Source organism: Novosphingobium sp. GW835-FHT14H07 (genome assembly GCF_058793515.1).
On record NZ_JBXAFX010000032.1, the window covers coordinates 1 to 19,102 of the forward strand.

Sequence of the window (19,102 nt, forward strand, 5' to 3'; positions counted from 1 at the left end):
GAGCTTGTCGTTCATGACGACCTCCTTTCGCTTTTCTTGGTTTCGGCGCGCGCGTCGCGCAGGATTTCGACACCGCCCTTGATGGCGATGAGGGCGGTAGCGAAGCCGACCAGAAGGTCCGGCCAGTTGGTGCCCAGCCACAGCACCAGCACGCCCGCGATCAGGATGCCGCCATTGGAAATGAAGTCATTGAAGCTGAAGGTGGTGGCGGCCCGTAGGTTGACGTCCGGATCCTTGAGCCGCTGGAGCAGCCGCAGGCAGAGGTAGTTTACGACGCCGGCGATCGCCGACATGACCATCATGGTCGGTCCGATCGGCTCGCTGCCCTGAAGGTAGCGCCGGCCAACGTCGATCAGGATACCGCCCGCGAAGATCAGCAGCATGACGCCCGAAGCGACCGCGGCGCGTGTCTTCCATGTCTGGCCCCGGGTGAGCGCCACAAGGCTCAGCGCGTACACGGCGGTGTCTGACAGGTTGTCGACGCCGTTGGCGATCAGCGCGCTCGAATCCGCGAAGAAGCCCGAGACGAAGAAGCCTGCCGCAATCGCCGCGTTCAGCAGCAGGACGATCCAGAGGGTGCGGCGCTCCTGTCCGCCTTTGTTGTCATTGCTCGAGATCATCCCATAATCTCCTCAAGCGTCAGCAGGGCCAGGAACCCCACGAAGAACATCGAGCTGATGAGCGGGGTGTCGGGTTTCTCGTGCGCCTCGACCAGCAGCTCCTCCGTGACGAGATAGAGCAGCGCCATCAGCCCGAAGCTCAGGAAGCCGGCGACCATCACCGGCGACAGCGTGGCGACGGGCACGGCCGCGAGCGCGCCGAGCGGCAGCAGCAGCGCCAATGCCGAGACGATCACGATGATGCGCAGGCGCGAGCGATAGGTTTCCGCCAGCTCGTCGGTCAGCGTCAGCCCCAGGAACAAGACTTCCAACGTCAGCGCGATCGTCAGCAGGAAACCCGCCTTCTCACCCGCTACGAAGGCGAGGCCGAGCACCAGACCATCGACCAGAATGTCGATGCCGATCGCGGCGAGCAGCGCCATCGGTCCTTTGAAGCGGGCTTCGAATGTCTTGAGCCCCAGCATTGTCGCAACGCCCGCCGCCCCGCCGATCAACGTCGCGCTGGGCGACGCCTCATGCTTGACCTGCGGCAGGATTTCAGTCGCGGCCGCCGCGAACACGACCCCCGCCGCGAGATGCTGGAGGCCGGCCACAAGGTTGGGCTTCAACTTGGTGCGGCTCGCGATGATCGCGCCGAGCACGACCGCCAACACAGGCGCAAGCGTGTAGAGCAATGCCTGCATATCCTATGTTTCCTCCGGGGTTCGGTGACAAACGCGGATCTTCCCGCGCTGCATGAAGGCGATCGACCCGCCCGCCACGACTGCCCGCGACTGGTCGCCGCGAAATTCTTCGCCGGTTCGCTGGGCGCGCAGGATCTCGGTTCTGCCCTTGGGCAGCCAAGTGACAGCCATCTTCAGGCCATCGTCGATGAAGTCGACATCGGCGCGCGATCCATCGTCGCAATACATGATGCGCTGCGCGATTAATCGAGGCGTCAGATGCTTTTCATGTGCCGGCTCGACAGGTTCGCTCGGCGCGGGATTGCACGCCCCTACGACCATACCCGCAAACAGAACGGCGCCGATGCGCGTGGCTGTCAGGCTAGGCAGGTGCCGCAAGGCGCACATCGCCCTCACCACAGTACGCCGTGATCGGGCGTCAGCGGATCAGGGGCTGGCAGTCCCGCCGTCTGAAGAAGGTCGATCTCGATCGTGCGGCACATGGCCGTGAGTGGGACATCGTGAACGCTATTGGCGAACGGATCGGTCAGATCCTCGCCGATGCTTAGCACCGCGAGGAAGACGAGTCCGATCAACGTCGATCCGATCGGCGTGGCAAGGCCCAGGGATTCGACCAGCGCGATCGGGAGCAGCACGCAGAACACGCGCGTGAAAAGGTTCGGGAAGAACCTAAAGCCATTGGGCAGCGGCGTGTTCTTGATCCGCTCCATGCCGCCTTCGGCATTGGCGATGTCGATCAGGACGCGCTCGACAGTTGCCTGCTGGATCTCGGTAATCCGACCTTCCGCGAGCGCGTCGGCGTAGATGCCCGATATGTCCTCCAAGAGCGCGTTGGCAGGGTTCAGGCGAGCGACCGCCATATCGGCGACGTCCGCTCCGGCGACCCGGGCAATCTCTTCATAGGGCGACTGTCGGCGAAGCTGGCAGCGCATCGAGTGCGCAAAGGCGATCTGCCGCAGGATGATGTTGTGCCGCATCTCACTGCCCTCGGGTTCCCCCTTGGTCAGGCTGCGCGTGATCCGGGCCAGGCTGCGCGACGCATTGATGAGCGCGCCCCACAAGGTGCGCGCCTCCCACCAACGCGCATAAGCAGCGTTGGTCCGGAATCCCATGAAGAGCGCGATGGCAGTGCCGAACAGCGCCGTCGGCAAAGGCGGTTCCTTGATCGGGGTCATCATGTGGAATGCCGTCACGGCTACGTCCCACACGAACAAGATCGTGAGCGGCTTCCAAACCTCGATAATGATTTGTCTAAATCGTGGCCTTGTGCCAACAATCATATCAGTTACGCCCTAATCTCCCTGCAATCGTCATCCGATCGGCATGTTCATGATGTCCCGATAAGCGGACAGCAGCTTGTTTCGGACTTGCAGGGTCGCCTCAAAAGTGATGGATGCGCGGCTCTGGATGAGCGCGACGGTTGCAATGTCGGTGGTTTCGCCACGCTCATATGCTTCGGTGACGACATCCTCTTGCTCCTGGGTCTCGTTGACCTTCGCGACCACAGCATTGAGGGTGTCGGCGAAGTTCGACGCCGGAGCGGTCGGCGTCACGCCGGGCGGCACCGTGGGCTGCGGCTCGCGCAAGGCGCGGCTTCGCGCGATCACTTCGGCGCGAATGGCCATCACATTCGAGATCGACCTGTCAGACATCGCTCCTCTCCCGTTGCAGTGCGATGCGTCGGAGAACGGAACGGCTCATCGGGTGCCCTCCCGCTCGCAGGTCCGGGTGCGGCCATCGCCTTCCACAATTGTGAGCTGCGACCCCTTGAAGGTCGCGGTGGCCGTCTCGCCGACATATTGCAGGCCCTGCGCCGGTGCGGTCAGCGTCATCGCCGGCCCATTGTTGGTGCGCCGCAAGTCGATCTGCAGTCCGCTATCCTTGTAGTCGACGAACAGCGGCTCCCCGTCCGAACAGCGATACGGGTGCCGGCCCATTTCCCCGGTCGCCACAGCGCTGTCGGACGAATGAATTTGCTGCTCGGTCGGCGGGGCCGGCGGCTTGCTTTCCGAGCAAGCCACGAGTCCGCCAACGAAGACCAGGGCGGACAGCGCCCGCTTCCAGTTCATCATCGCGCCTTCCTCCTGTAGCGAGAGGGAACGCGCTGACGATTGATCCCACGGGCAGGCTGACCCACCCGCCAGCGCAGATAGGTTGCGAGACGTTCGTCAGCCTCGATCATCAGGGACCGCAGGCGGCGCAACATCATCGCCGCGAACGGCAGGGAAAGTGCCCCGCGTAGCGTGCAGCTATGCGTTAGCCTGGTGCCGCCATCGTCCCCTGCCAGCTCGTACCGCTCTTCGAGCGTGAACAGATAGGGGATTCCGCAGGACCAAGCGAAGGCGTGCGGTTTATCGGATTGATCGACCCGGGCCGGCGTCCGAATTGGCCGGGTGATGCCCTGGATCGCGAAGGTGCATTCCGTGTCGCCGAGCCGGGACGGGTCATCGAGAAATACGAGCGGACTCCACGCCCGGCGATGATCCGGATCGGTGAGTGCCGACCAGATGCGCAGTGGCCCGCCGTGAAGCATTGAGCTGGTTATGGTGCGAGGCATATCCCCATCTCCCAGAGATGAGCGGGGCGATCGCGGACCTCCCCGCCCACCCATCAGGCCAAGTTGTTCACGAAGGTCTGACCGTGGTCGTCCCCTTCATGCTCCTCATTGTAGTGCTCGGGCTTCTCGATCACTTTCTGCCCGAACCGGGCGTAGAGCGTCGGCAGCACGAACAGCGTCAGCAGCGTCGCCGAGATCAGGCCGCCGATGACGACGGTCGCCAAGGGCTTCTGCACCTCCGCACCCGCGCCCTCGCCCAGCGCCATCGGCACGAAGCCGAGGCTGGCGACGAGCGCGGTCATGACGACGGGCCGCAGACGCTGCATTGCGCCGAGATGGGCCGCCTCTTCGCGAGATAGCCCCGACCGGATCAGATCCTGGATCGAGCTGACCATCACGAGGCCGTTGAGGACCGCGATGCCCGACAAGGCGATGAAGCCCACCGCCGCCGAGATCGAAAAGTCCATGCCTCGCAAGAAGAGCAGCAGGACGCCGCCCACCAGCGCGAAGGGCACGCCGGTGAACACGATCGCTGCATCTCGCACCGATCCCAATGCGCCATAGAGCAGCAACAGGATCAGGATGAAGCAGGCCGGGATGACGAGCTTCAGCCGTTCGCTTGCCGATTGGAGGTTCTCAAACTGGCCGCCCCATTCGAGATAGGCGCCGGCAGGCAGCCGGACCTGGCTGCCGATCGCCGCCTGCGCATCCGCCACCACAGATCCAACGTCACGGCCACGCACGTTGGCTTGCACCACCACGCGCCGCTTGCCGTTCTCGCGGCTGATCTGGTTTGGACCATCGACCACCTTGATTTCGGCGACGCTGGACAGCGGCACATAGCGGCCGCCTGCCACCGGCACCTGCACCTGTTCGAGCAGGCCGATGTCAGCGCGCTGCGCCTCCGACAGGCGGATCACCACCGGGAAGCGACGATCGCCTTCGAAGATCTGGCCTGAGGTCCGACCGCCGATCGTGGCAGTTACGGTGTCCTGCACGTCCTGCGCCGTGACGCCCAGGCGCGCCATCGCGTCACGATTGACGCGAATGTCGAGCATGGGGAGACCCGTCGTTTGCTCGACTTTCACGTCCGCTGCGCCCTGCGTCTTGCGAAGCACCGCAGCGATTTGCTCGGCCGTCCGGTTCATCTGGTTGAAGTCGTCCCCAAACACCTTCACCGCGATGTCGCCGCGCACGCCGGCGATCAGCTCGTTGAAGCGCATCTGGATGGGCTGGGTGATCTCGTAGGCATTGCCCGGGATCTTCGCGAGATTACCCTCGATCCGGCTGACCAGCTCCTCCTTGGGAAGCTCAGGATTCGGCCAATCCTTGCGCGGCTTCAGGATGACGAACATGTCGGTCGCGTTCGGCGGCATCGGGTCGGCCGCCAGCTCGGCGGTGCCCGTCTTGGAATAGACGAACTGCACCTCCGGCTGCTTCGACATCATCCGCTCGATCGGCACCTGCATCGCCTGGCTCTGCTGGACCGACGTCGCCGGAATACGGAGCGACTGGATCAGCAAATCGCCTTCATCGAGCTGCGGCAGGAACACCGAGCCGAGCGTGGTGAAGGCGAGCGCCGCCACTACAAGGCTCGCGACACCCGCCCCGATCGTCACGGTCGGACGCTTCATGGCCCGATCAAGACCGGGTTCGTAGCGCTTCTTCAGCCACGTGATGATGCGGCCGTCCTTCTCCTCGACCTTCTTCGATAGCCAGATCGCGATCATCGCCGGCACGAAGGTGAGAGAGAGGATGAAGGCGAAGGCGAGCGCGATGATGACGGTGAGCGCCATCGGCACGAACGTCTTGCCCTCCACGCCGGTCAGCGTCAGCAGCGGCACGTAGACGAGGATGATGATCGCCTGCCCGTACACAGAGGGACGGATCATCTCACGCGCAGCGGCTGCCACGGTGGCGAGCCGTTCCTTGACGCTGAGCAATCGGCCTTCGTGATGCTGCTGCTCGGCAAGCCGGCGCAGCGCGTTTTCGACAATGATGACGGCGCCATCGACGATCAGACCGAAGTCCAGGGCGCCGAGGCTCATCAGATTGGCCGAGACGCCAGCACGCAGCATCCCGAAGCCGGTCAGCATCATGGTGATCGGGATGACCAGCGCCGCGATCAGCGCCGCGCGGAAGTTTCCGAGCAGCACGAAGAGCACGACGATGACCAGTACCGCGCCTTCCGACAAGTTCTTCGCGACTGTCTTGATCGTCGAGTTGACCAGCTCGGTGCGGTTAAGGACCGGCTGGATCACGACGTCCGGGGGCAGCGACGCGTTGATGGTCTTCAGCTTCTCGGCGACCGCTGTAGACACGACGCGGCTGTTCTCGCCGATCCGCATGATCGCGGTGCCGACGACCACTTCCGTGCCGTTCTCCGAAGCCGAACCCATGCGGATCGCCTGACCCGTCTTCACGGTCGCGACTTGTTCGACCGTGATCGGCACGCCGTTACGTGTCGCGATCACGGTCCTGGCCAACTCGCCGGCATTGCGTACGAGCGCATCCGAGCGGACAGCCAGACCCTCGCCATTGCGATTGACAAAGCCGCCGCCGACGCTGGTGTTGTTGCGCTCCAGCGCATTGCCCAGGTCGGTCAGCGTGATGCCGAGCGAGGCCAGCTTCTGCACATCGGGCACGACGAGGAACTGCTTGGCGTAACCGCCAATCGAGTCGACGCCGGCGAGGCCCGGAGTGTTCTTGAGAAGCGGCGTGACGATCCAGTCCTGCGCGGTGCGCAGGTAGGTCGCCTTGTCTTCTTCGGTCGTCAGTCGCTCGCCCTCTGGCGTGATGTAACTGCCATCGGGCTGTTGGCCCGGTTCACCGGGCTTGTGCTTGTCGTCATTGCGATGCTCGAGACGAACAGTGTACATATACACCTCGCCCAGCCCGGTCGCGATCGGGCCCATTTCAGGGTTCACGCCATCGGGCAGGTTCTCTTGCACGCCTTGCAGACGCTCTCCCACCTGCTGACGGGCAAAATAAATGTCGGTGGCGTCCGAAAAGACCGCGGTGATCTGCGCGAAGCCGTTGCGGCTCAGCGAGCGCGTATATTCTAGGCCGGGAGTGCCGGCGAGCGCGGTTTCGATCGGGAACGACACCTGCTTCTCGACCAGCTCTGGCGAGAGCGCGGGTGCGCGGACGTTAATCTGGACCTGATTGTTTGTGATGTCCGGCACCGCGTCGATTGGCAGCCGGTAAAGGGAAAACGCGCCGATGGCGGCGACAATGACGGTGAGCAGCAGGACAAGCCAGCGCTTCTCGACCGCCCATGTGACAATGCGGGCGATCATGGCTTAATCCTCGTGGCTCGCTTCGCCCTTGCCGATCTCGGCCTTGAGCGTGAAGCTTCCTGTGGTGGCGATCTGTTCGTTGCCGGTCAGGCCCGAACGGACGATCACCGTGTCGCCCGACGCATCGCCGAGCTGGACCGGAGTCGCCTTGAAGCCAGTGGGCGTTCGGACGAACACGACCGACTTACCCTCGAAGCTCTGGACCGCCGTCGTTGGCACGCGGATCGCACCGCTGCCACCACTGCCCGTGAGCTGGACGGCCGCCGTCACCGGCTCGCCGACCCGCCATTCGCCACCGCGATTGTCGAGCGTGGCGAGCGCCGGCACGAGCCGCGTCTGCGGATCGAGCGCGGGCGACACGAAGGTCACGCGCGCCGTCGCCTGACGGCCCGCCGCCTTGACCAGCACGGTGTTGCCGGGGCGCACTCGGCCCGCATCCTCAGCCTTCAGGTTGAGCGCGATCGACACTTGGGCGAGGTTGGCGATGCGATAGAGTTCGGCGTCCGCCGCAACAGTCTGTCCCAGCGTCACGGGGCGCGCGATGATCTGGCCCGAGATCGGCGCGGCGATGCCGAGCCGGTTGAGGCCCCCACCGCCGACACCGGCGGCCGACACCATGCTCTGCGCCTGCGTCAGCGCGATGCGCGCTTCCGTCGCCGCCGTGCGGGCAGCGATCAGATCCTGTTCAGGGGAGACTCTCTGCGCGAAAAGCCGCTGCTCGCGCGCGAGGTTCGAGTTAGCGAGCTGAAGCCGTGCCCGTGCCGCCTCGACCTCGCCCTTGATCTGCGCCGCCTCGCGGCTCTCGATCACCGCGATAGTCTGGCCGCGCCCGACCGATTGGCCAAGGTTGCGCGTCAGCGCGACCACCCGTCCCGCGATCGCGGCCGAGACGACCTGCGTCCCTTGAGGGTCGCCCTCGATGATCGCGGGAAGCTCGATCGTTCCGGCTCCGCCGATGATCGGCCGTCCGACCTGGACGCCCGCCGCAGCGATCTGATCGGCACCCAATGTGACGACGCCCTCATCAGCGTGACCTTCAGCACCGCCCCTTTCCGCGCCAACAGCCGCTTCGTTACCGGCCGCGGCATCGGCAGTTGCCTCATTTCCGGCGTCCTTGCCGCCACAGGCAGCCAGCAGCAGGGCGAGCGACGCCGCGCCCGCGAGATACAAACTCTTCATCACTGGTTCCCCCCATTGGGTGCAGGAGCGGTCAGTCGCTCCACCTGCGCGCGGGCATTTTGGTAGTTGGCGAGCGCGTCGATCGCGGCGACGCGCGTCTCGGCGAGGGTGCGTTCCGCATCGAGCAATTCGAGCTGGCCGAACTTGCCCTCGCGGTAGCCGATCCGCGCGATGCGGGCGGCCTCCTGGGCGGCTGCCAGCGCCGGCCCCGATGCCGCGCGGGCGGTGGTCGCGGCATTGGCCGCCTGCGCCTGCGCGTCCGTGATCGCCTGTTCGATGTCGAGCGCGGTCACGCGGCGCTGTGCATCCGCCTGCGTCCGCTGCGCGGTCGCCTGCGCGATCGCCGCGCGACCATTGTTGAACAGCGGGATTGGAATCGACACGGTGAACACCGCCGCCATGTCGTTGGTCGCTTCCAGGCGGCGGATCGCAGGCCCGACATTGAGGTCAGGGACGCGATTGGCGCGCGCGAGCCGCACGCCGGCTTCCGCGATGGAGAAATCCGCGTTCGCCGCCGCCAGCGCGAGCGTGCCGGTCGTGTTGACCGGTGCCACCGGCCCATAGACGTTCGCACCCGGAAGGCGATCGAGTAGCGTGTCATCGAGCGCGCCGTCGATCGGTCGACCGACCCGACGCGCCAGATTGGCCCGCGCCGCCTCCGCCAAGCGAAGCTGCCGCTCCACATTGGCATCGGCATTGATGCGCGCGACATCCGCGCGCTGTTGCTCCAGCGGCGACGCACGCCCCGCCTGCACCCGGACGCTCGCAGCGCGCAGCGCGTCGCTGGCGATCCGGGCCTGATCCCGCGCCGTCGCCACCCGCCGGTCGGCTGCGACCGCTTCGACATAGAGCTGCGTCACCTGAAGCCGGACATCCGCCGCGATGATCGCGGCCTGGATCTCGGCCCGGGACAATTGCGCATTGGCGACCGCGACGCGGGCACCGCGCTTGCCGCCTAGCTCGATCGGGATTGCAAAGCCGACCGTGGTTTCCGCGCTGCGGACGCCCCGATACGGACCTGACCCGACGACGTTCTCAACCTGGCCTTGAACGACCGGGTTCGGCCGCAATCCGGCGACCGTGCGACCTGCGCGAGCCGCGTCGATCGCGGCGGTGGCCGCGTCCGCAGCGGGGGCAGAGCCACCCGCTGCACTGACCGCTTGGTCAAGCGTGTAGACCGGCGTGTCCTGCGCAAAAGGCGCGGATGGTCCGACCTGCGCCTGCGCCATAGTGGCGCACGACGCTGCGGCCAGCATGGCCGCGAGGATACGATGCATGAAAATAGGACTCCTGACGATGATCGACAGTGGCGCGCCAACGCGCACCCAAATCGGTCGTCAGGCTTGCGGGGGCCTCAAATGGACAATGCCGGTGCGGCCGTCGAGCGATGCAGAGGCGGAGATTGCCGGCTTGGGATCCGCCAAAACATGCGTATATTCCATCGTCATGCGCGCAGGCGCGCCAACGTCATGCCCGTGGCAATAATTGTGATGGTGCGGAACGTTCTTGTCCGAATCCGATGGCACTTGATCGATGTCGCCATCGGTATGAACCGTGAACTCCACGCCCGCGATGCTTCCCCCCGCCAAATCGGCGGCATGGGCCATACCAGAGAAGCTGGTGAGGACCAGCATCAGGCATGTCAAAAGAGGGAAAAAGGCTCGCACGAAACCGCCCTTACCACAGCGAGGTTTCCATGTCATTGCAGTAACTCGCGCGCCGGTACCTTCGTGGCACGCCATGCCGGCCAAGCTTCCCGTAGCACGCGCCATGCCGACCGCAGGAAGACTACGGCGATCAGTCCGCCGACGATGATGTCCGGCCATGCCGAGCCGGTCAGACCGACCAATCCGGCAGCCGCGAGAACCCCGACATTCGACGCGACATCGTTGCGCGAGCACTCGAACGTGCTCGACATGTTCACATTCTCGCGGCGGAAGCGCCAGAGCAGCACCAAGCAGATCAGGTTCGCGACCAGCGCGGCGCTGCCAACTCCGAGCATCACGCCCGATGCCGGAGGAACGCCGTTCGCAATCTTGTCAGCGATCTCGAAAATGACCGCGACGCCAAAAGCCAGGATGATGCCGCCCTTCGCCAGCGCCGCGCCCGCTTCCCAGCGCCCCCCCCGATGCAGTGCATAGAGACTGAGCGCATAGACCACCGCGTCGCCGAACATGTCGACCGAGTCCGCCATCAAGGCGGAGGAACGCGCGACGACGCCGCCGCCAAACTCGACAACGAACATCGCTAGATTGATGAGCATCACGACGATGAGCACGCGGCGCTGCTCGGCCTTGCGACCAAGTTCCGCAATCGTGTCGCGTTTCGCTGAGCAACAAGCGTCTGCCATTATCGAAGCTCGATTCGTGGATCAGACGCCTTATATGAACCCTCATCCTACTTGAGGGTCAAGAGGTTGAGCGATGAAAATTGGTGAGGTTGCAAAGCGTACCGGGTTGAAGATCGAGACCGTCCGTTTCTACGAAGCCGAGGGCCTGGTTCCCGCTCCCATCCGTAGCGGTGGCAATTATCGTCTCTACGATCGCTCGCACCTTGATCGCCTGTCATTCATCAAACGCTCGCGTGATCTGGGTTTCACGCTCGCAGAACGCAGGCAGCAAGATGAATGGCTATTTGAGTCTTGCCGTGCAGACCTTGATCGGCGCCGTCATCATGTACCTCGTGATGTTCGTCATGATCGACAGCCTCGACAGCTTCTACAACAATCTCAACATGCTCTACATGACGCTGATGATGGTAGCACCCATGGTGGTGCTGATGATTCTGGCGATGAAGCACATGTTTGCGTCGCGCTCCGCCAATCTTGCGATCATCGTCGTATCGGTGGCCGTTTTCTTTGGGTCATTCGCGCTGATCCGATCCCAAACGACAATCGACGACGTCGCCTTCCTGCGTTCGATGATCCCACATCATTCAGGCGCCATCCTGATGTGCCGCGAAGCGAATCTCCGGGATGCAGAGGTCAAGCGCCTGTGCGGCGAAATCCGAAACTCTCAGCGCCGCGAGATCGAACAGATGAAGGTCATCCTTGCGCGCCTCAATTGACGCTCGACATATTTCGAGGGGTTCTTCTCCCGACCGCGTATAGGCAGATGAAGGAAAGAGGACCGAACATGCTGAAGCGCCACCTGCTTGGAGCCGCATTGATGCTTTTGGCAACCGCCGCAAATGCGGCGGGCCCGGTCGTGGTTCACCGCGACCCGGGATGTAGGTGCTGCGAGCAATGGGCCGCACAAGTCCGCGCACAGTTCGGGCGGCAGATCAGGATGGTAGACGATCAGTCTCGCGCCACTTTCCAAGGCACGCGCGGCGTTCCGGCCTCGCTGTCCTCCTGCCATACCGCAGTCATCGACGGCCTGGTCTTCGAAGGTCACGTTCCCATCGCAGACATGAAGCGGGTGCTCGCCCAGCGCCCGAAGGGCGTCACTGGCCTTGCCGTGGCCGGCATGCCGGTGGGATCGCCGGGCATGGAGGTGCCGGGTCGTCGCGGCGATCCCTATGTCGTCGTCGCATTCGGTCCGTCAGGCACACGAATATTTGCGCGCCATCAAGGATAGATGGTGATTGTCGGAAAGATTCGCCTGCGATAGATAGAAACGTCTTGAAACGCCTGCTCGCCTCTCTGCTCCTTGTCGGAGCGCTCTTTGGCCTCTTCGGGGCGCAGCTGGCCTATGCGCACGGCGTGCCTGTCGCGGTGCGTGCGCCCACAGCGATGGCGATGGACGCCGATTGCATGGCAATGATGGCCAAGCAGCAGCCCGCCCCAAAAGGAACACCGTGTAAGGGGCTTACGCTCGATTGTATCGGGGCGATGGGATGCGTTGTGCCAATCGTGCTGGGTAATGCAGTGCCCGCGCCCGCATCGCCATGGATTCACAACCAGGCTATTTTCTGGACCACCGTCAGCGTCCTGCAGGGGCACGAGTACGCACCCGAGCCGGAGCCCCCCACCCTCCTTGGCTGATTGAACAATCGCGCCCGTCAGGCGCGCGGCTTCTTGTCGCGTCCAGACGCCCGCGATGCCTCTCCATACAGTCAAGGATATTCGTGATGATCAAGAAGTCGATTTTGGCCGCCCTGCTGGCGGTCTTCAGCCTCGCCGCGCCCGCATGGGCTGCCGACCAGAACAGGGCGCCGCAAGGGCACTGGGAATGGAAGTCGGTGCCGCAATATGGGCCGCGAGCAACCGGCCCGGCGCAGAAGCGCGTGTGGGTGCCCGACAGCGCGCAGATGGCGAACTGCGCCTGCGACATGATGAAGACGAGCGCGGCCGATTGCATGAAATCCATGCATGGTGGTCACATGTCGTCTTCGGCCGGCTGAACCACGGATCCCGGCCGATAAGATAGAACAATGAGGCCAGGCGCGTCGCGCCGGCGCGGAAGATACCGCGTCGGCGCGCGTTGGCACTCATAATTTGTCCTTCACGGCCCGGGATCCTCTGCAATGGGAGTCCTCCATGCGTACCTTCTTCTTAGCCGTCCCTGTGCTCGCTCTGACCACGAATCCCGCGCTCGCCGGGCAGCTTCGCTTTGAGGAAGCGCTCGCCCGAGCCGAGGCACAGGCTCCCTCGCTTCGCGCCAAGGCGCTGGAGGCTGATGCGCGTCGTTCTGCGCTGCCCGCCGCAGGGCAGCTTCCTGATCCCAAGCTTGGACTCGGAATCGACAATTTCCCGGTGTCGGGTCCGCCAGCGGGCAGCTTCGTCGAAGACAGCATGACGATGGCGCGGGTCGGGATCTCGCAGGAGGTCCCCAACGCCGCCAAGCGACATGCGCGCTCAAGCAGAGCGCGGACTGATGTCCAGGCGGCGGAAGCAACCTTTCTGTCCGAGAGCAGGCGGGTCAAGGTGGCGACGGGGCTGGCCTGGATCGATCTCGCCTATGCGGAGCGTCGTCTTGCCGCCCTCGACGGCATAGTTTCCCGGCTCGCCCCCCTTCCCTCCGCGGCAAAGTCGGGTGTTGCCTCAGGCGCGGCCCGCCCCGCACAGACGCTGCAGGTTCGGCAGTCGCTCGCGGTGCTGGAAGACCGCCGGAGCGAGCTCGCCGCCGAAGTGGGACGTCAGCGCGCGCTCCTTTCGCGCTGGACCGGCGAGCCGGCGCCTGAAACCGTTGGCGACGCCCCAGCGCTCACGGTCGATGCAACGACCTTGCGAGCCGCCTTAGCAACGCATCCCGATCTCGGCGCCGCCAGTGCCCGTGTCGCCCAGGCCGAGGCAGACGTCGCCGTCGCCCGGGCCGACAAGCGTCCCGACTGGGGTTTCGATGTCGCCTACCAGCGCCGGGCCGACCGCTACGGCGACATGGTCTCGGCCGGCGTCACCGTCAGCCTGCCCCTTTTTGCCAAACGGCGGCAGGACCCGATGATCGCCGCCAGTACCGCGAACGCCGCCGCGGCGATGGCTGAGCAGGAGGACATGCGCCGGTCGCTGCTCGCCGATCTCGAAGCCGGCCTTGCCGACCATGACATGCACCATGAGCAATGGATGCGCGCACGCGACACGCTGCTGCCGCTCGCGCGCAATCGCGCTGAGCTCGAGACGGCCAGCTATGCGGCGGGTCGCGCCGGGCTGCTCGACGTGATCGAGGCCCAGACCATGCTTGCCGACATCGAACTGCAATTGCTCGACAGGGAGGCCGAAGTCGCGCGCGATGCTGTGCGGCTCGTCTTCACCTTTGGGGGGAACAGCCAATGAAATTCGACACAAGCTCGCGCGCGCAGCTGGGCATGGCCGCCGCGGCGCTCGCACTCGCGGCGGGTGGCCTCGGCTATGGCCTCGCGAATTGGCGCCATGAGTCTCCGCCTGGAGCAACAGCGCAAAGCGGACGCAAGATCCTCTACTGGTACGATCCGATGGTCCCGAGCCAGCATTTCGACAAGCCGGGCAAATCGCCTTTCATGGATATGGAGCTTGTCCCCAAATATGCCGACGAAGCGGCGAGCGGCGAGACCGGCGTGGCGATCGACCCAAGCCGCACGCAATCGCTTGGCCTGCGCATCGCGGAGGCGCGAACGGGCACGCTGGGATCGAGCCTCGCGGCGACCGGTACGATCGAGTTCAACGAGCGCGACATCGCCATCGTCCAGGCGCGAACTGGCGGCTTCGTCCAACGGGTCTATGCGCGCGCGCCGGGCGATGTGATCGGGGCAGGCGCCCCGCTCGCCGACATACTGGTGCCGGAATGGGCGGGCGCACAGGCGGAATATCTGGCCGTCCGGCGGATCGGTGATGTGGGCCTCGCTCGCGCGGCCCGTCAGCGCCTGCTCTTGCTGGGCATGCCCACCGGAACGGTCGCCGCAGTCGAGCGGAGCGGGCGACCGCATAATGTGGTGACGATCTCGGCGCCGACCGGCGGCACGATCAAGACGCTCGGCGTCCGGGCCGGGATGACGGTCGCGAGCGGTCAGACACTCGCCGAGGTGAATGGGCTCGGTACGGTGTGGCTCAATGCCGCGGTGCCGGAGGCGATGGCCGGCAGGCTTCGCCCGGGCCAGAGCGCGACCGCGACCCTCGCCGCCTATCCGGGCGAGCGCTTTACCGGCCGCATCGCCGCGATCCTCTCAAGCGTCGCCGCCGAAAGCCGGACGCTCACCGTGCGGATCGAACTTTCCAACCGAGCCGGGCGCCTGCGCCCTGGCATGTTCGCCTCGGTCGATCTCGGCGACGCTGCACGGCCGGCACTGCTCGTCCCCTCGGAGGCGGTCATTCGGACCGGCAAGCGTTCGCTCGTCATGCTGGCGCTGGCGCAAGGGCGCTATCGGCCCGCCGAGGTGCAGACCGGCGCCGAGTCAGGAGGCCAGACCGAAATCCTTGCCGGCCTCGCCGAGGGGGAGAAGATCGTCGCTTCCGGCCAGTTCCTGATCGACTCCGAGGCCAGCCTCTCGGGAATCGAGGCGCGCCCGATCGGCGGGGCAGCCCCAACTCCGCGACCGGAAACGACATCCAACGGCGCCTATCGCGCGAGCGGCCGGATCGAAAGCATCGCGGGCGACCGGATTACCCTCAGTCACGCCCCTGTCCCCGCGCTCAAATGGCCCGCCATGACGATGACGTTCAAGCTGGGGAGCCCGGCGCTCGCGCGCGGGCTCAAGAAGGGCGACCGCGTCGTCTTCGGCTTCGACCAAGCGGCGGAAGGTCCAGTTGTTCGCACGCTGAGCCGCGAGGCGGCGCGATGATCGGCCGTCTCATCGACTGGTCGGCTAACAACCGCCTGTTCGTAGTGCTCGGCGCCCTGGCGCTCGTCCTCGGCGGACTCCTTGCCTTGCGCAGCACGCCGATCGACGCGCTGCCCGACCTCAGCGACACCCAGGTCATCATCCGCACGAGCTATCCGGGCCAAGCCCCCCAGATCGTCGAAAATCAGATCACCTACCCGCTCGCGACGACGATGCTGTCGGTGCCCGGGGCGAAGACCGTGCGCGGCTATTCCTTCTTCGGCGACAGCTTCGTCTATGTCATTTTCGCCGATGGGACCGACCTCTATTGGGCGCGCTCGCGCGTCCTTGAATATCTCAACCAGGTCCAGGGCCGCTTGCCTGACACCGCACGCAGCGCGATCGGCCCCGACGCCACCGGGGTGGGGTGGGTCTATCAATATGCGCTGGTCGATCGGACCGGCGGACACGACCTCGCGCAGCTGCGGTCGCTCCAGGACTGGTTCCTCCGCTACGAGCTCAAGAGCCTGCCTGGGGTGGCCGAAGTCGCCAGCATCGGCGGCATGGTCAAGCAATATCAGGTCGTGCTCGATCCGGTGAAGCTTGCCGGTTACGGCATCACCCATGCGCAGGCCGTCGCGGCGATCGGGCAGGCCAACCAGGAAACCGGAGGCTCGGTCCTCGAGCTGGGCGAGGCCGAATATATGGTGCGCGCTTCGGGCTATCTTCAGACGCTCGACGACTTCCGCGCCATACCGCTGCGCACTGCGGCCGGCGGCGTGCCGGTAACGCTCGGCGACGTCGCGACCATCCAGCTTGGCCCCGAAATGCGCCGCGGTATCGCCGAGCTCGACGGCGACGGCGAAGTGGCGGGCGGAGTCGTCATCCTGCGTTCGGGATCAGACGCACGTGCCACTATCCAGGCGGTGCAGGACAAGCTCGAGCTCTTAAAGAAGAGCCTGCCGCGCGGCGTCGCGATCGTGCCGACCTATGACCGCTCGCACCTCATCGATGCCGCGATTGAGAACCTCACACACAAACTTGCCGAAGAGTTCGTGGTTGTGGCGATCGTCTGCGCGCTGTTCCTCTGGCACGTGCGCTCGGCGCTTGTCGCGATCGTCACGCTGCCGCTTGGCGTCCTCGCCGCCTTCATCGTGATGCATTTCCAGGGCGTCAACGCCAACATCATGTCCTTGGGCGGGATCGCGATCGCGATCGGCGCCATGGTCGACGCCGCGATCGTGATGATCGAGAACGCCCACAAGCGGATCGAGCAATGGGAGCATGATCATCCCGGTGAAGAGCTGGCCGGGGCGGCGCGCTGGACGGTGATCACCGACGCGGCGCGCGAGGTGGGTCCCGCGCTCTTCTTCTCGCTCCTCATCATCACCCTGTCCTTCGTGCCCGTCTTCACTTTGGAAGCACAGGAAGGGCGTCTCTTCGCGCCGCTCGCGTTCACCAAGACCTACACCATGGCGGCCGCGGCGATCCTGTCCGTGACGCTGGTTCCGGTGCTGATGGGCTGGCTCATCCGGGGCAAGATTCCTTCCGAGCAGGCCAATCCGGTCAACCGCGCGCTGACGCGGGCCTATCGTCCCGCCATCGACTGGGTGTTGAAGAAACCCAAGGCGACCCTCGTCCTCGCGGGGCTGGTCTTCCTGACGACCGCTTGGCCGCTGTCCCGGCTCGGCGGCGAATTCCTGCCGGCGATGAACGAGGGCGATCTTCTCTACATGCCCTCGGCGCTGCCGGGGCTCTCTGCCGCCAAGGCCTCGGAGCTGCTCCAGCAGACCGATCGCATGATCAAGTCGGTGCCTGAGGTCCAGAGCGTGTTCGGGAAAGCGGGGCGTGCGGAGAGCGCGACCGACCCCGCCCCGCTCGAGATGTTCGAGACGACGATCCGCTTCAAGCCGCGCGAGCAATGGCGGCCCGGCATGACTCCGGAGAAGCTGGTCGAGGAGCTCGACCGCACCGTGAAAGTACCCGGCCTCGCCAACATCTGGGTGCCGCCCATCCGCAACCGGATCGACATGCTGGCGACCGGCATCAAGAGCCCGATCGGGGTCAAGGTCTCTGGGTCGGATCTTGCCGCCATCGACCATATCGCGCGCGAGGTGGAACGGGTCGCGAAGGGAGTGCCCGGAGTGAGCTCCGCACTCGCCGAGCGGCTGACAGGCGGGCGTTATGTAGATGTGCAGATCGATCGGATCGCCGCCGCGCGATATGGCCTCAACATCTCCGATGTCCAGGCGATCGTCGCGGGCGCGATCGGCGGTGAGAATGTCGGCCAAACCGTCGAGGGGCTGGCGCGCTATCCCATCAATGTCCGCTACCCGCGCGAGTTGCGCGACAGTCCGGACGCACTGCGCGCTCTTCCGGTGCTCACGCCATCGGGCCAGCAGATCACGCTGGGCAGCGTCGCGCAGATCGCGATCAGCGACGGACCGCCGATGCTGAAGACCGAGAACGGACGGCCATCGACCTGGGTCTATGTCGACGTCCGGGGACGCGATCTCGCCTCGGTGGTCGATGATCTGCAGACTGCGGTGGCCCGCGAGGTCAAGCTCTCGTCGGGTGTCAGCCTCGCCTATTCGGGCCAGTTCGAATATCTCGCGCGAGCGATCGACCGGCTGAAGATCGTCGTGCCGGCGACGCTCGCGATCATCTTCTTGCTGCTGTACCTCATCTTCCGGCGGCTCGACGAGGCAGTGCTCATCATGGGCACGCTCCCCTTCGCGCTCACCGGCGGTTTCTGGATCCTCTACCTGCTCGGCTATCACCAGTCGGTCGCGACTGGCGTCGGGTTCATTGCGCTTGCCGGCGTGGCCGCGGAGTTCGGCGTCGTGATGCTGATCTATCTCAGGGATGCCCTCGAGGCGCGGGGCGAGAGGCCGTCGCACGAAGATATTGCAGAAGCGGTGCGCGAAGGCGCGCTGCTCAGGGTCCGGCCCAAGGCGATGACCGTCGCCGTCATTATCGCGGGGCTTTTGCCGATCCTCGTCGGCTCCGGCGCAGGCTCGGAAGTCATGAGCCGGATTGCCGCACCCATGGTCGGCGGCATGCTGACCGCGCCGCTTCTCTCCATGTTCGTCATCCCCGCCGCCTATCTGCTTCTGAGGCGGCGGTCTTCTCAACCCTCTATCCCAATGAAGCACCACGAAAGGAACCTGCAATGAAAGTTCACGCTCTGTCCATCCTGGCCCTGACCGCTGCCCTTGCTGCCTGTGGCTCGAAGACCGAGACCAATGAGGCGGCAGCGACGAATACGGCGGCACCGGCGGCTACCGAAACCAACGCGATGGCTGGCGACATGGACAATATGGCGATGTCCCCCACCGCCAAGATGGCCAAGGGCACCGGCAAGGTGACGGCCGTCGACAAGGCCGCCGGAACGATCACGCTCGACCATGGCCCGATCGCCGAGGCCAACTGGCCGGCTATGACGATGGCGTTCAAGGCCGCGCCGGCGCTCATCGACAGCGTGAAAGTGGGCGATGAGGTGAATTTCGAGTTGAAGCTCGATGGCAATGCCGGCGAGGTAACCGCGATCACAAAGCAGTAGTCGATTCCATATCTACTCCGGGCGGGCCG

At 65.1% G+C, this 19,102-nt stretch carries 20 protein-coding genes and 1 pseudogene; 9 read left to right on the forward strand and 12 right to left on the reverse strand.

What is annotated here, in order from left to right; all coding sequences use genetic code 11:
* Window positions 1-11: 11 nt before the first annotated feature.
* The 12 genes from AC1Q5P_RS19020 to AC1Q5P_RS19075 all read right to left on the reverse strand — a co-directional run bounded on the left by AC1Q5P_RS19020 (window position 12) and on the right by AC1Q5P_RS19075 (window position 10,688).
* A complete protein-coding gene (locus tag AC1Q5P_RS19020; RefSeq protein WP_194919692.1) occupies window positions 12-620 on the reverse strand; it encodes a cation efflux transmembrane domain-containing protein in 609 nt (202 codons plus the stop codon).
* Window positions 617-1,303 (reverse strand): ZIP family metal transporter, encoded by a 687-nt coding sequence (locus AC1Q5P_RS19025; protein WP_194919691.1) that lies wholly within the window; start codon window positions 1,301-1,303, stop codon window positions 617-619. The genes AC1Q5P_RS19020 and AC1Q5P_RS19025 overlap by 4 nt, the downstream gene beginning before the upstream one ends.
* Window positions 1,304-1,306: 3 nt before the next feature.
* Complete coding sequence (locus AC1Q5P_RS19030) at window positions 1,307-1,690, reverse strand: hypothetical protein (protein ID WP_194919690.1); 384 nt, start codon at window positions 1,688-1,690, stop codon at window positions 1,307-1,309.
* Window positions 1,691-1,695: 5 nt separating this feature from the next.
* Window positions 1,696-2,583 carry a bestrophin family protein gene (locus tag AC1Q5P_RS19035; RefSeq protein ID WP_194919689.1) on the reverse strand — a complete coding sequence of 296 codons (888 nt, stop codon included), beginning with the start codon at window positions 2,581-2,583 and terminating at the stop codon, window positions 1,696-1,698.
* A gap of 30 nt (window positions 2,584-2,613) precedes the next feature.
* Window positions 2,614-2,955 (reverse strand): flagellar hook-basal body complex protein FliE, encoded by a 342-nt coding sequence (gene fliE, locus AC1Q5P_RS19040; RefSeq protein ID WP_194919688.1) that lies wholly within the window; start codon window positions 2,953-2,955, stop codon window positions 2,614-2,616.
* Window positions 2,956-3,000: 45 nt separating this feature from the next.
* Complete coding sequence (locus AC1Q5P_RS19045; protein ID WP_194919687.1) at window positions 3,001-3,375, reverse strand: hypothetical protein; 375 nt, start codon at window positions 3,373-3,375, stop codon at window positions 3,001-3,003.
* On the reverse strand, window positions 3,372-3,860 hold the full coding sequence (locus AC1Q5P_RS19050; protein WP_194919685.1) for an SRPBCC family protein: 489 nt from the start codon (window positions 3,858-3,860) through the stop codon (window positions 3,372-3,374). The genes AC1Q5P_RS19045 and AC1Q5P_RS19050 overlap by 4 nt, the downstream gene beginning before the upstream one ends.
* A 53-nt stretch (window positions 3,861-3,913) precedes the next feature.
* Window positions 3,914-7,159 (reverse strand): efflux RND transporter permease subunit, encoded by a 3,246-nt coding sequence (locus AC1Q5P_RS19055; RefSeq protein ID WP_492519777.1) that lies wholly within the window; start codon window positions 7,157-7,159, stop codon window positions 3,914-3,916.
* A 3-nt stretch (window positions 7,160-7,162) separates the two neighbouring features.
* On the reverse strand, window positions 7,163-8,338 hold the full coding sequence (locus AC1Q5P_RS19060; RefSeq protein ID WP_292923714.1) for an efflux RND transporter periplasmic adaptor subunit: 1,176 nt from the start codon (window positions 8,336-8,338) through the stop codon (window positions 7,163-7,165).
* On the reverse strand, window positions 8,338-9,615 hold the full coding sequence (locus AC1Q5P_RS19065) for a TolC family protein (protein WP_292923712.1): 1,278 nt from the start codon (window positions 9,613-9,615) through the stop codon (window positions 8,338-8,340). Before AC1Q5P_RS19065 ends, AC1Q5P_RS19060 begins: the two co-directional genes overlap by 1 nt.
* Before the next feature lie 60 nt (window positions 9,616-9,675).
* On the reverse strand, window positions 9,676-9,972 hold the full coding sequence (locus AC1Q5P_RS19070) for a hypothetical protein (RefSeq protein WP_292923710.1): 297 nt from the start codon (window positions 9,970-9,972) through the stop codon (window positions 9,676-9,678).
* A gap of 65 nt (window positions 9,973-10,037) precedes the next feature.
* On the reverse strand, window positions 10,038-10,688 hold the full coding sequence (locus AC1Q5P_RS19075) for a cation efflux transmembrane domain-containing protein (protein ID WP_292923708.1): 651 nt from the start codon (window positions 10,686-10,688) through the stop codon (window positions 10,038-10,040).
* Window positions 10,689-10,761: 73 nt separating this feature from the next.
* Between AC1Q5P_RS19075 and AC1Q5P_RS19080 the strand changes: the two are divergent.
* The 9 genes and pseudogenes from AC1Q5P_RS19080 to AC1Q5P_RS19120 all read left to right on the forward strand — a co-directional run.
* Window positions 10,762-10,935 (forward strand): annotated as a pseudogene (locus AC1Q5P_RS19080) (MerR family transcriptional regulator); the annotation flags it as partial.
* Between the two features lie 25 nt (window positions 10,936-10,960).
* Window positions 10,961-11,404 carry a DUF305 domain-containing protein gene (locus tag AC1Q5P_RS19085; RefSeq protein ID WP_292923729.1) on the forward strand — a complete coding sequence of 148 codons (444 nt, stop codon included), beginning with the start codon at window positions 10,961-10,963 and terminating at the stop codon, window positions 11,402-11,404.
* Window positions 11,405-11,472: 68 nt separating this feature from the next.
* Window positions 11,473-11,916: a DUF411 domain-containing protein gene (locus AC1Q5P_RS19090; RefSeq protein ID WP_056383964.1), complete on the forward strand. Its 444-nt coding sequence runs from the start codon at window positions 11,473-11,475 to the stop codon at window positions 11,914-11,916.
* Between the two features lie 44 nt (window positions 11,917-11,960).
* Window positions 11,961-12,323, forward strand: coding sequence for a hypothetical protein (locus AC1Q5P_RS19095; RefSeq protein ID WP_056383926.1), 363 nt, complete (start codon window positions 11,961-11,963; stop codon window positions 12,321-12,323).
* An 86-nt stretch (window positions 12,324-12,409) separates the two neighbouring features.
* Window positions 12,410-12,682: a hypothetical protein gene (locus tag AC1Q5P_RS19100; RefSeq protein WP_232016589.1), complete on the forward strand. Its 273-nt coding sequence runs from the start codon at window positions 12,410-12,412 to the stop codon at window positions 12,680-12,682.
* Window positions 12,683-12,818: 136 nt separating this feature from the next.
* Window positions 12,819-14,051 carry a TolC family protein gene (locus AC1Q5P_RS19105; protein WP_492519778.1) on the forward strand — a complete coding sequence of 411 codons (1,233 nt, stop codon included), beginning with the start codon at window positions 12,819-12,821 and terminating at the stop codon, window positions 14,049-14,051.
* Window positions 14,048-15,532, forward strand: a complete 1,485-nt coding sequence (locus tag AC1Q5P_RS19110; protein WP_492519779.1) for an efflux RND transporter periplasmic adaptor subunit — start codon at window positions 14,048-14,050, stop codon at window positions 15,530-15,532. Before AC1Q5P_RS19105 ends, AC1Q5P_RS19110 begins: the two co-directional genes overlap by 4 nt.
* Window positions 15,529-18,687, forward strand: a complete 3,159-nt coding sequence (locus AC1Q5P_RS19115; protein WP_056383932.1) for an efflux RND transporter permease subunit — start codon at window positions 15,529-15,531, stop codon at window positions 18,685-18,687. Before AC1Q5P_RS19110 ends, AC1Q5P_RS19115 begins: the two co-directional genes overlap by 4 nt.
* On the forward strand, window positions 18,684-19,073 hold the full coding sequence (locus tag AC1Q5P_RS19120; protein WP_056383934.1) for a copper-binding protein: 390 nt from the start codon (window positions 18,684-18,686) through the stop codon (window positions 19,071-19,073). Before AC1Q5P_RS19115 ends, AC1Q5P_RS19120 begins: the two co-directional genes overlap by 4 nt.
* Window positions 19,074-19,102 lie beyond the last annotated feature (29 nt).